This is a genomic window from Oscillibacter ruminantium GH1, from assembly GCF_000307265.1.
Classification (GTDB): domain Bacteria; phylum Bacillota; class Clostridia; order Oscillospirales; family Oscillospiraceae; genus Oscillibacter; species Oscillibacter ruminantium.
Map to the genome: position 1 here is coordinate 515,582 of NZ_DF158896.1, position 12,059 is coordinate 527,640.

Genomic DNA, 12,059 nt, shown 5'->3' on the forward strand with positions numbered 1-12,059 from the left:
AATACACTTTAAAATGGACGAGGCGCACACTGTTTTGAAAAACAGTGTGCGCCTCTTTGTAAAGCGGGGGGCAAGGGGAAGCAGCCGTACCGGGATGGGCGGCCTTTTACTGCGCGGGAATCCGTGAAGCGTGATTGGCAAGGTGAGAATCTGCGCTCATAGGAGCTTACCGCCGCCGCATAGGATAGCGGGAGGGGCAATGCCTCTTGAATCGGCGGGCCGCTCGCCGTGAAAGCGGCAGCTGCGGCGCGCCCGGATACGCGCCGCGGAAGGAGGGGGCTTTATGCTGACTGCGGCGCTTCTGCTGTTCGCCAATACGCTGCTGTTTTCCCTGCGCCTGAATGGGGGCGGTTCGTTTCCAAAACCTCTGACGGCGGAAGAGGAACGGGAATATCTCAACCGTATGGCGGAGGGGGACATGAAGGCGCGGGACACGCTGATCGAGCGGAATTTGAGGCTGGTAGCGCATGTGGTGAAAAAATACTATTGTTCGCAGAGCAATCAGGAGGACCTGCTTTCCATTGGAACGATTGGGCTGATTAAGGGCATATCAACCTTTGACGCGTCGAAGGGTGCGCGCCTTGCCACCTATGCGGCCAGATGCATTGAAAATGAGATTCTGATGTATTTCCGCAGCCAGAAAAAATTGCAGGGTGAGGTGTCATTGGCCGACTCCATTGATACGGACAAGGAGGGCAATGCCCTGCAGCTCATGGATGTGGTGGGTGCGGACGACACGATGCTGGATGACATCCATGATCGGGACAACGCCCTGCGCATCCGCCGCCTTGTGACGGAGACATTGACTACCCGGGAGGCGGAGATCATCCGCCTGCGGTATGGTCTGGGGGGGACTGTGCCTTTAACGCAGCGGGAGGTGGCGTCGTCCTTTGGTATTTCCAGAAGCTACGTATCTAGGTTGGAATCCAAGGCGCTTGCCAAGCTGCGAGACGAGTTTGAAAAAGGAAATAAGTAAGAAAAATGAACCCCGGAGCCTGATCTTGATGCAGACTTCGGGGTTTCAACGTGACGCCGCATCGACTGCACCCATTGAAACCTAGAACAGCTACAATCGGCCCCTGCTTGCCAAAAGAACCATATCGAGGCGGGAAACAAAGACTCTATCGAAAGCAGGCATGGGGGACGGGGATACTGCCTTTTCACGGAATTGACATGCATGGTATGGCGCAATATAATATTGAAACAATTCTTTTGGAAAGATGCGCCCGTTCTTTTACCAAACCTCACTATATGGCAAGAATCGGGCGCAAAATCGCAATTTATTGGAGGACAGAAGCCATGCCCGAAGTCATCTTTCATCACGTTTGCATTCAAACAAATACGTATGAGGAATCGCTGCGCTTTTACTGTGATCTGCTGGATATGAAAATTGTGAAAGAAACTGCGGGATTTCATGGCAGAGCCTATAACACATGGCTGCAAAAAGACCGCTTTGCGATTGAGCTGCAAACGCCCAAGGGCGATCAAACATTTGACCCGATCAACAGCGGCCACGCAGGGCTTGCGCATCTGTGCTTTTGGGTGGAAAACGTGGAGACGGCGTGCCGTGCACTGCAAGCAAAGAATATTACGGATTTCATTTTGCATAATGGACAGATTGTGTATCAGGTCAACGGCGGCAATCTGTTTAAGGTGAAAGCGCCGGAGGGGACAATCATCGAATTCCGGGATCAGGCGGATTGCTGAATTCAGAACAATGGGATGATCCGCGTAGAAAGCGCAGTAACTCCATAGGACAAGGGGGTTGCGCACATAACCGCCCGATTTACTGCATAGGATGGAGCAACGCAAGGCGGGGAGTGTTGCTTTTTGAAGGGAAACATGGAGGAGCGGGCTGTGCAGCTGGCTCAGTACATCATAGAGAACCGCGCGACGGTCCGCGCCGCCGCAGGAAAGTTCGGGATCTCCAAATCTACGGTACATAAAGATATTACGGAGCGGTTACCCAGAATGAACCCGGCGCTGGCGGCACAGGCAAGACAGGTACTGGATGTGAATAAGCAAGAGCGCCATATCCGCGGCGGCATCGCTACCAAGGAGAAATACCTGCATGAACACCGGTGACGCGAATCGGACAACGCGCATAATATGACACAGTTGAAAAATTGGAGGGATATACTATGGCAAACCGTTCCAACCGCCGGCGGACTGAGTCTAACGCCGCACCTGTGGCGGAGATATGCGAGCCTGATGTTCACCGGTGGCCGCACCCCATTCCGCAGTCCTATGTCCCCGCGCCCACGGAAACCACGCTGCAATACATACATTGTGCGCTCAGTTATCAGAATGAGCTGCTCAGTGAAATCAAGACGCTGCTGGAAAAGATTGCCGTGGACCATACCGACGAGGAGAATTGAACCGGTGAAATGCAGGGAAGAAGACTTACGCGCAAGAGAGGAAAACCCGCCGTCGCAATGCGACGGCGGGCTTTTTTGCAATTAAAGTGCGGCGGCGTATTTGGTGATGCTGGGGACGCTGGTGACAAGCTCCACCTGAGAGCCACGGCGGACCAGCAGGGTGGGGGCCTGCATGATGCGGTATTTACGCACCAGATCCAAATGCTCGCTCACATCCATGATCGTATAGACCAATCCGGCCTTTTCCAGTTCCGCTTTGGCGGTTTTGCAGTTGGGGCAGGTCTTGGTAGTGAACAAAAATAACTCCTCCACCGCATCCCGCATTGCCTGCGCCGTGGAGTCCGGCTCCACAGACGACAAAGGAGAGTTGGTGGACGCGGGCAGCGCCTCGCTGCGGGCGCGGTCGTCGGGTCGGCTGCTTTCCAGATGGGACATGCCCGGATCATAGAGCTTGCGATCCTTATATTCCTGCGTCTTGCCGTCGTTCCAGTTTTGCACGGGACGGTAATAGCCGGTGATGCGGCTGTATACCTCCGCGTTCTTTCCGCATTTGGGGCAGGTGAAGTGTTCCCCGGCAATATATCCGTGCTCCGCGCAGATGGAGTAGGTAGGGGAGAGGGTGTAATAGGGCAGCTTGAAGTTCTCCGCGATTTTCCGAACCAAAGCTGCCGCCGACTGCCAGTCCGGCAGCTTTTCGCCCAAAAAGGCGTGGAACACGGTGCCGGAGGTGTAAAGCGTTTGCAGTTCGTCCTGAATGGACAGCGCGTCGAACAGGTCGGCGGTATAGCCCACCGGCAGGTGGGAGGAATTGGTATAATACGGCGCGTCTCCGGGCTTTGCGGCGGTGGCGATGCCATCGTACCGTTCCACATCGTGCTTGGCCAGACGATAGGTGGTGGATTCGGCAGGGGTGGCCTCCAGATTGTAAAGATCGCCGTATTGTTCTTGATAGTCGCTCAGGCGCTCACGCATGTGGTTGAGCACGTCTTTGGCGAAGGCCTGCGTCTCCGAATGGGTCAGATCCTTGCGCAGCCAGTTGGCGTTCAGCCCCACCTCGTTCATGCCAATCAGGCCGATGGTGGAGAAGTGATTGTCAAACCCGCCCAGATAATGCCGGGTGTAAGGATACAGTCCGGCCTCCAGCAGCTTGGTAATCACGGTGCGCTTGGTTTTCAGGGAGCGGGCGGAGATGTCCATCATCCGGTTCAGCCGCTGATAGAAGTCCGCTTCATCTTTGGCAAGATAGGCGATGCGGGGCAGATTGACGGTCACAACGCCCACTGAACCGGTGGATTCGCCGGCGCCAAAGTAACCGCCGGACTTTTTGCGCAGTTCCCGCAGATCCAGCCGCAGGCGGCAGCACATGCTGCGCACATCGGACGGCTCCATGTCGGAATTGATGTAATTGGAGAAGTAGGGCGTACCGTATTTTGCGGTCATTTCAAACAGGAGCTTGTTGTTCTCTGTTTCGCTCCAGTCAAAGTCCTTGGTAATGGAGTAGGTCGGAATGGGGTATTGGAAGCCCCGGCCGTTGGCGTCGCCCTCGATCATGATCTCGATGAACGCCTTGTTCACCATGTCCATTTCCTTTTTGCAGTCCCCGTAGGTAAAATCCATCTCTTTTCCGCCCACGATGGCCTTTTGATCCGCCAGATCTCTGGGGACCGTCCAATCCAGCGTGATGTTGGAAAAGGGGGCCTGCGTGCCCCAGCGGGACGGCGTGTTCACGCCGTATACAAAGGACTGGATGCACTGCTTGACTTCCCTCTGGGAGAGGTTGTCCACCCGCACAAAGGGGGAAAGGTAGGTATCAAAAGAAGAAAATGCCTGTGCGCCGGCCCACTCGTTTTGCATGATGCCCAGAAAGTTGACCATCTGGTTGCAAAGGGTGGAAAGGTGGCTGGCAGGGGAGGAGGTGATCTTGCCGGGAATCCCGCCAAGTCCCTCGGAAATCAGCTGCTTGAGGCTCCAACCCGCGCAATACCCCGTCAGCATGGAAAGATCGTGAATATGGATGTCGCCGCTTTTGTGGGCCTCCGCAATTTCGGGATCGTAGATTTCGCTGAGCCAATAGTTGGCGGTGATGGCGCCGGAGTTGGAGAGGATCAGGCCGCCCACAGAATAGGTGACGGTGGAATTTTCCTTCACGCGCCAGTCGTTGATGTGGAGGTAGTTGTTCACCAATTCCTTGTAATCCAGCACGGTGGAGCCCAAATTGCGAATCTTCTCCCGCTGCTTGCGGTAAAGGATGTACGCCTTGGCCACATCGCTGTATCCGGTTTTGATCAGAACGTTTTCCACACTGTCCTGAATCTGTTCCACGGAGACTGCGCCGTTTTTGATCTTGTCCTGATAGTCGGCGGTGACCTTCAGCGCCAGTAGGTCGATGATGTCGGTGTTGTAGGTTTTCTCCATAGCGTCAAACGCCTTGGTGATCGCCACGCTGATTTTGGACAGGTTGAAGTCCACGACTTTGCCGTCCCGTTTCAAAACTCGATACATGCTGCTCCCACTCTCTCTCCGTACAAAATTTGCCCCTGTACGCCGAAAACGGGAAGAAGAGCAGGGTCTTCTTCCGTTTTGCAGGTGGACATACAGATAGAACGGAAAGATGCCACAGCATCCTTCCGTTCTTATTCTAGCGGGGCAATTTTGAATTGTCAATTAGAAGAATCCCTATATCTTGTGGGAGAATTCATGGAAAATGTCAATTGCATCCCAGATTTAGTGAACTGTGAAATGCGGTGCATTGCCTTGAAAGCACTGGCGGATCAGGAAAAGCCCGCTTTTTATCCGGCAAATCCGGCAGAATAGATCGATTTCTGCCGCGCTCAATCCACACCCCGAAGCGAAACTTCCGCCAAGAACGGACGGATAGACGCGGCAAAGTCCCGCATTTCCTGCGGGGAAAATCCGTGCAGCCCGCTTTGAATCAGACCGCCGGAATCCACAAAGTTTTGCAGAAAGTAGCGCTTGGCGCCTTTCAGCCAGCGGGCAATTTCCAGCAGGTCCGCAGTGGTATGAAATTCCCGGACAAGCGTGGTGCGAAACTCGTAATCCACCCGTCCCTCCAGCAAGAACGCCGCGCTCTCCCGCACACAGGCGGCGTCAAACCCGGGAATCCCCACGGTGAGCGAATATTTGGGAAGACTGTTTTTCACGTCCATTGCCACATAGTCGATATTACCGGAGTCCAAAAGGGCGCGGAGCCGGTCTGGAAAGCAGCCGTTGGTGTCCAGCTTCACCGCAAAGCCCAGCGCCTTTACGGCGGCGGCAAATTCCCCGATCCCATCCTGAATCAGCGGTTCTCCGCCGGAGAGCACTACCCCGTCTAAAAATCCTTTGCGAGAGGCAAGAAAATCCAGCACCTCCCGCATCTCGTAATGCTCCCGCTGCTCCGCCGGGGTGGTGACCAGCAGGGCGTTGTGGCAGAACGGACAGCGGAGATTGCACCCGCCGGTAAAGACCGTGGCGGCCATTTTCCCTGGAAAGTCCACAAGGGCCAGTTTTTGCAGTCCGTTGATGTTCATCGTTTCGCTTCCTCATAGGCGTCGCCCCGCAGACGGACGGAAAGGGGCTGCAAAGAGTAGAGAAGCCCCAGAAAGAAGAAGGCGCATCCGCCAAAAAGTGCATTTTCAACAAGGCCCAGACCATCTGCCAAAGACGCCGCGCACAGGATAACGGTTCCACCGGACAGAAAGGAAAAGACACGCGGATTGCCGTCTCCAAACGCAAAGGAAGCCAGTTGAAAAAAAGCCAGCGAGGCAAAGCTCAGGGCCAGAATCTCCAGAGCGTATGCACTCAGTGTCGGATTGGAAGAGCGGGTCCGGTAGACAAGGACCAGACGGAAAACCATTGCCGCCGGAGCAAGCAGCAGCAGAGCCGGGGGTGCGGTTCTGCGTCCCCGGGAACGCCGCCCTCTGGATGCGGATAGAACATGGGGCAAAAGGCAGAGTCCGGCAAGGGCTGTCAGGCCGCCGGAAAGCAAAAGCACCGCCGACGGCAGCGCTCCGGCGGGCAGGGGACCGGCAGAATCGGCGAGGACGGACAATACCTCCACCGCGCCGGAGAGGATCAGCAGGGCGACCCCGCAGAGCAGAAGGGTCGCGCTTCCCTGTATGGAGAAGATATCCTCAAATGCACGGGGATCGGGATGGCGGGACGGCAGACAGCGGGCCAAAAAAAAGAGCGCCGCACCCAGAGCAATCAAAGAAACGGGCAGCAGCCATGTCAGGGGGCTTCCGGGGACGAGCAGGCCGGTTTCCGCCGAAAATCCGATGCGCTCCTGCGCCAGCCGCAGGATTAAGGCGGCTGCGCCGCCTACTGCCGTGAAAACCGTGAGAGCCGTGGTGTTCTTCATATGGATCAGCCTCCGAAGCCGGAACGCAAAGCGCCCGGCGGGTTTTGCAAATTTGGATTCATTATACTCCGGCCCTGCCGGTTTGTCTACTCCGGGGCGCTGCTGGAAAGGCGGCAGCATGAAGAGGCGGCAAAGTTGCCTGCTGAAACAATTTATGCTATAATCACGTCTGCAACAGGATTTGACGCTTTTCGCACAGGACTGTTTTTGGACTGTTGCGCATATGCTGGAAAAAAAGGCGCGGTGAGCGCTGACGTAAAAATGTACAGGCTGTCGGACCGCCGCTGTGCGGAGGTCGCTTTTGACAGTTGCTTTGGGAAAGGAAAAACGGAATGAAACGGTATCTGGGCGTTTCAATTGTCTTGCTGTGTCTGCTCTTTTTGCTGCCGCTGGCCACGGTGGTGACGCATGTGGTCCGCCGGGAGGCGGCGGAGGAGCCGGCGGCGAAAGAGGAGACAAAGATTGAGCTGTTGCCCCCGGGCGAGACGGACGGGTCTTACACCATTCGGGTCCTGAAGGGGGACAAGGTGGAGACGATGACCATGGGCGAATATTTGCAGGGCGTGGTGCGGGCGGAGATGCCCGCCTCTTTTGAGCAGCAGGCCCTGTGTGCGCAGGCGGTGGCGGCGCGAACGTATACCTTATATAAAATGGCCTCCGGCGGGAACCATGGTGATCTGGCCGATATTTGCACGGACCACACCTGCTGTCAGGCGTATCTGGACAAAGAGACTGCCACCAAAAACTGGGGAGACAACGCGGAAAATTACGAGGCCAAGGTGGAAAACGCCGTCTCGCTGACCGATGGGCAGACAATTTTGTACGACGGTGTGCCGGTTCTGGCGGTGTTCCATTCCTCCTCTGCGGGGCAGACGAAAAAATCCGGCGAGGTGTGGACCAGCGACCTGCCCTATCTGCAAAGCGTCTCCAGTCCGGAGGGGGAGGGCGTTCCCAATTATTACAGCCGCGTGGAGTTTACGTTTGCGGAATTTAAAAAGCTGTTCATGGCGGCGTATCCCGAAGCGGATTTGTCTGGACGGGTCAGCGGCTGGTTTGGAGAGCGAAAGGTCAGCGGGGACGGGAATGTGGACTCCGTTACCGTGGGCGGCGTCAGCGTCCGGGGGACGCAGATGCGGACCATCTTCTCGCTGCGTTCCACGACCTTTGAAACAGAGATTCAGGATGGAAAAATTGTCTTTTTCGTCACCGGATACGGCCACGGCGTGGGCATGAGCCAATATGGCGCACAACAGATGGCCAAGGACGGCAGCGGCTGGAAGGACATCATCACCCACTATTACACCGGCGTCACTGTGGCGGTGTATATCCCGGAGGCAATGAGCTGAACGATGGAACACGGCTAAAAGCGGATGTCTTTCCATAAAAGGAATCCCGCCGCCGCCCCTTTTCGGGGCAGCGGCGGGATTTTTTACTGCTTTTCGACGGTTCAAACACTGCGGAACCGGGAGAGAAAGTCCTTTGTCTCCTGCTTTTGGGGATTGCCGAAGACCTCACTCGGCGCACCCTCCTCACAGATGACGCCCTGATTCATGTAGACCACATGGCTGCTGACGTCCCGAGCGAAGGCCATCTCGTGGGTCACCACCAGCATGGTCATCCCTGCTTGAGCAAGGCTCTGCATGACGGCAAGCACCTCGCCCACCATTTCGGGGTCCAGCGCGGAGGTCGGCTCGTCGAACAGCAGCACCTCCGGGTCCATGGCCAGCGCCCGTGCAATGGCCACCCGCTGCTTCTGCCCGCCGGAGAGCTGGCGTGGCTTTGCGTTGATATAAGGCCCCATGCCCACGTCATCCAGATATTTCAGCGCCGAGGCACGGGCCTCCTCCTGACTTTTTTTCAGCACCTTCATCTGCCCCACCATGCAGTTTTTTAAAACCGTCATGTTGCTGAACAGATTAAAGGACTGGAATACCATCCCCACATGGGAACGGTAGGCCGGGGCGTTGACGCCACGATCCGCCACGTTCTTCCCGTGGTAGAGAATCTCGCCGGAGGTGGGAGTCTCCAGTAGGTTGACGCACCGCAAAAGCGTGGATTTTCCGGAGCCGGAAGCCCCAATGATGCTGGTCACATCGCCTTTTGCCACGGTGAAGTCAATATCCCGCAGTACCTCGTGGGAGCCGAAGGACTTGCCGAGGTGCCGGATTTCCAAAATCATCTCACCCATCTCAGCGTTCCTCCCCGTCATTTTGGCGGTGCTTCCGAAGGTTCCGGCCCGCCCGTTTCTGCTTGGTGTGATACTCTTTGCTGTGCTCGTCGTAATTGCTGCCCTTGGCCGGGTGGTTGTAGGTTCCGGCGGTCATGGTCAGGGAGTCGGTCTGAACCAGTTCATAGCTGTCAGAGCCATCCATCCGCTTTTCCATCCACCGCAGCAGGAAGGATGCAATCAGCGTCATGGTGAGATAGCCCGCCATTTCAATGGTGGCAGAGGGAAAGTAGGTGAACGTAGCCCCGGCCACCGCCTTGTGGGCGGCAAAGAAGTCGGTAAAGCCGATGATGAACATAACGGAAGTGTCTTTGATATTGATGATGAAGTTGTTGCCGATCTGAGGCATAATATTGCGCAGTGCCTGCGGCAGAATCACGCTCATCATGGTCTGGAAATGGGTCATGCCAATGGCCTTGGCCCCCTCTGTCTGGCCGGGGTCGATGGAGAGAATGCCGCCCCGGACAGATTCGGCCATGTATGCGCCGGTATTAATGGAAACCACCAGAATGGAGACCGTCCAGATGCTGTCAAACCGGACGGTGTTGTTGGTGAAGTAGGGCAGGCCGTAGAAAATGAACACCGCCTGCAAAATCATGGGCGTGCCCCGGAAAACCTCGATGTAAATCCGCAGAACCACCCGGATCACAGCCAGAAAGAACCGCTTTGCGGGAGGGTCGGTTTTGACGTGGGGAATGGTCTGCAATATGCCGCAGGCAAGGCCGATGGCGCAGCCGATCAGGGTCGCGACGACTGCCAGCGTCAGCGTGCGGCCCATGCCGCTGAGGTAATTGACAACGCCGTATTTGGCCCAGAGGCCCGCAATGTCCTCGGCCAGCTGTGGAAATCTTGACCAGTCCATGAAATATTCCTCGTTCCCTCAGATTTTAGTGGATGTGCGCAGGCGGAAATGCCTCAGCCGCCGATGGGCTGCACCGCCACGGCCTGCGCCATGAGATCGTTGAAATCGTCGGCAGTCATGGTGGACAGGACGGAATTCAGCGCGTCCTTCAAAACGGTGTTGCCCTTCATGACGGAGATGCCGATGTTCACGTCCTCGTCGGAAACTTCAAAATTGTTGTCGGAGCCGGAGAAATCCAGCAGCTTGAAGTCTGGATAGGCCACCAGAGCGCCCTGTGCGGTGGGCATGTCGGTGCATACAAAGTCCACCGCGCCGGTCTCAAGCGCCATCAGCATGGCGGGAGCGGACTCTGCGGCGGTCTGAATCTGCGCGCCCTCAATCTGGGGCAGGCAGGTGTCGTACCAGATGGTGCCAAGCTGAGAGGTAGCACTGCCGCCGCTCAGGTCACTAAGACCCTTGGCGGAGGCAAAAGCGCTGTCGGCCTTCGTGAGGCATATAATGGAGGCGTATAGATAGGGTCCCGCGAAATCCACCTGCTGGGCGCGGTCGGCGGTCATGGACTGACCGGCGATAACGGCGTCCACCGTGCCGGACTGGACGGCGGGAATCAGGGAATCCCAGTCCAGACGGACGATCTCCAGCTGCCAGCCGTTGGCGTCGCACAGCTTTTGAGCCATCATCACATCGTAGCCGTTGGCATATTCATTGGAGTCTTTGATGGGAACGGCCCCGTTGGAATCGTCGGGCTGGGACCAGTTATAGGGTGCGTAGCCGCACTCCATGGCGACAGTCAGAACGCCATCCTCCACACCGGAGGCAACGCCCTGAGCGGCGGAGCCGGAAGTGGATGAACCGGCGGCCGAAGACGCAGACCCGGAACCGGAGCCGCCGCAGGCGGCCAGAGACGCGGTCATGGCCAGAGCCATGGCAAGAGCTAAAAACTTCTTCATGAAAACTGCTTCCTTTCTAATCGTATCGGTCAGCGGAGAGGACCGTTTCCCGCCGGCGCTGTTCCGGCGGAAGACGAAAAAAATGAACCGCTTGCGTAAAGCGGTTCATGGAAACAGCGGAAACAACAGAACCCGTACTCCCGGTTCCATTGTCATTATCCGTTCTCAGCCATTGATAGCGCTTCACAAAAAATGTGACAGTCCGGCGGGTATTCCCCGACAGCCCAGGCACTTCGGAGCAGGCAGCTCCAAAACCCTTCGGCGATGTTCCCTTTCCCGCGACGGCTGCCTGCCGTCAATCCGCGGTACTGATGAACCTCGCGCCTCTATCTGAGCGATTCAATTTTTACGTATCCTACCACGGGAAATGGGTTCTGTCAACTCCGCTCCCAAGGTTTTTCTGCATTTTTGTGCAAAGTGCAACACTTTTTTAACGGGGGAGATGAGACATTCAGACTCCTTTCTTTGCTGCGGAGCGATAGCTGTTCCGATTAAAAGCAGCCTTACGCCTGTGGCTTTTTTTGCATTGTGATGTTGGAGTCCTTGGCGGATGCCAGCCCGTCTGCATCCTTCGCCGTGCGCTGCGCAAAAATGCGCGCAATCCGTTCACTCGTTTTTGGTTGGAACAGCTATATTTTTAAAAAATGCTTTTCAAAGCCGGAGGGAAATGGTATAGTGAGAACGAAAGGTAGGATCCGGCGAAGCGGTGTTTACGCTGGTCGGATGAATGGGGTACATGCGTGGAAGTGATTGAACTTGGCGTTTTGAATTGGATACAGGCAAACTGCCGGACAGAGTTTTTGGACGCGGTGATGCCGGCAATCAGCGCGCTGTGCGCGCACGGAGAAATTTGGATTTTATTGGCGGTGATTCTGCTGATGATAAAGCGGCACCGGCGGACCGGCATCGTGCTGATGCTGGCTCTGGTGCTGGACGTCCTTTCCTGCAACGGGATTCTCAAGCCGTTGGTGGCGCGGGTGCGTCCTTGCGATGTGAATGAGGCGGTCGTGCTGCTGGTTTCCCGTCCAACGGACTGGTCGTTTCCATCCGGACACACGGCGGCGTCCTTCGCCGCGGTGGGGGCGCTGCTGGCGGAAAGAAGCGCACTCATAAAACCGGCCTTTGTTCTGGCGGTACTGATTGCCTTTTCCCGGCTATATCTGTACGTTCACTGGCCCAGCGATGTGCTGGCCGGAGCGGTTTTGGGAACTGCATTGGGATTTGCAGCCAGCTGGATCGTGAAACGGATTGAAAAGAAAACGGGACGGGTCTTGTCCTAACG

General features: G+C 56.3%; 12 protein-coding genes and 1 riboswitch. Of the genes, 6 read left to right on the plus strand and 6 right to left on the minus strand.

What is annotated here, in order from left to right:
* Positions 1-283 precede the first annotated feature (283 nt).
* The 4 genes from sigK (at position 284) to ON16_RS02535 (ending at position 2,378) form a co-directional block, all read left to right on the plus strand.
* A complete protein-coding gene (sigK, locus tag ON16_RS02520; RefSeq protein WP_040659111.1) occupies positions 284-976 on the plus strand; it encodes an RNA polymerase sporulation sigma factor SigK in 693 nt (230 codons plus the stop codon).
* 323 nt (positions 977-1,299) lie between these two features.
* Positions 1,300-1,707 carry a VOC family protein gene (locus ON16_RS02525; protein WP_040659113.1) on the plus strand — a complete coding sequence of 136 codons (408 nt, stop codon included), beginning with the start codon at positions 1,300-1,302 and terminating at the stop codon, positions 1,705-1,707.
* Between the two features lie 123 nt (positions 1,708-1,830).
* A complete protein-coding gene (gene spoIIID / locus ON16_RS02530) occupies positions 1,831-2,085 on the plus strand; it encodes a sporulation transcriptional regulator SpoIIID (RefSeq protein ID WP_040659115.1) in 255 nt (84 codons plus the stop codon).
* Between the two features lie 56 nt (positions 2,086-2,141).
* Positions 2,142-2,378, plus strand: a complete 237-nt coding sequence (locus tag ON16_RS02535; protein ID WP_040659117.1) for a hypothetical protein — start codon at positions 2,142-2,144, stop codon at positions 2,376-2,378.
* Positions 2,379-2,459: 81 nt separating this feature from the next.
* Here the strand turns inward: ON16_RS02535 and ON16_RS02540 are convergent, their stop codons facing one another.
* The 3 genes from ON16_RS02540 to ON16_RS02550 all read right to left on the minus strand — a co-directional run bounded on the left by ON16_RS02540 (position 2,460) and on the right by ON16_RS02550 (position 6,738).
* Positions 2,460-4,880, minus strand: a complete 2,421-nt coding sequence (locus tag ON16_RS02540) for a ribonucleoside triphosphate reductase (protein ID WP_040659119.1) — start codon at positions 4,878-4,880, stop codon at positions 2,460-2,462.
* A 329-nt stretch (positions 4,881-5,209) separates the two neighbouring features.
* Positions 5,210-5,908, minus strand: a complete 699-nt coding sequence (locus tag ON16_RS02545; RefSeq protein WP_040659121.1) for an anaerobic ribonucleoside-triphosphate reductase activating protein — start codon at positions 5,906-5,908, stop codon at positions 5,210-5,212.
* A complete protein-coding gene (locus tag ON16_RS02550) occupies positions 5,905-6,738 on the minus strand; it encodes a hypothetical protein (protein WP_040659123.1) in 834 nt (277 codons plus the stop codon). Before ON16_RS02550 ends, ON16_RS02545 begins: the two co-directional genes overlap by 4 nt.
* Positions 6,739-7,070: 332 nt before the next feature.
* On the opposite strand from ON16_RS02550, the gene spoIID reads away from it, so the two are divergent.
* Positions 7,071-8,084: a stage II sporulation protein D gene (spoIID, locus tag ON16_RS02560; protein ID WP_040659126.1), complete on the plus strand. Its 1,014-nt coding sequence runs from the start codon at positions 7,071-7,073 to the stop codon at positions 8,082-8,084.
* Between the two features lie 101 nt (positions 8,085-8,185).
* Here the strand turns inward: spoIID and ON16_RS02565 are convergent, their stop codons facing one another.
* From ON16_RS02565 to ON16_RS02575, 3 genes are read right to left on the minus strand one after another with little or no spacing between them, the layout of a single operon-like run.
* Complete coding sequence (locus ON16_RS02565) at positions 8,186-8,926, minus strand: amino acid ABC transporter ATP-binding protein (RefSeq protein ID WP_144032033.1); 741 nt, start codon at positions 8,924-8,926, stop codon at positions 8,186-8,188.
* A gap of 1 nt (position 8,927) precedes the next feature.
* Positions 8,928-9,827 (minus strand): amino acid ABC transporter permease, encoded by a 900-nt coding sequence (locus ON16_RS02570; RefSeq protein ID WP_051131483.1) that lies wholly within the window; start codon positions 9,825-9,827, stop codon positions 8,928-8,930.
* Positions 9,828-9,880: 53 nt separating this feature from the next.
* Entirely contained in the window at positions 9,881-10,777 is an 897-nt protein-coding gene (locus ON16_RS02575) for a transporter substrate-binding domain-containing protein (RefSeq protein WP_040659130.1), read from the minus strand.
* Positions 10,778-10,945: 168 nt separating this feature from the next.
* Positions 10,946-11,114, minus strand: a riboswitch (Lysine riboswitch).
* 403 nt (positions 11,115-11,517) lie between these two features.
* Between ON16_RS02575 and ON16_RS02580 the strand changes: the two genes are divergently transcribed.
* Positions 11,518-12,057, plus strand: a complete 540-nt coding sequence (locus ON16_RS02580) for a phosphatase PAP2 family protein (protein WP_243441748.1) — start codon at positions 11,518-11,520, stop codon at positions 12,055-12,057.
* Positions 12,058-12,059 lie beyond the last annotated feature (2 nt).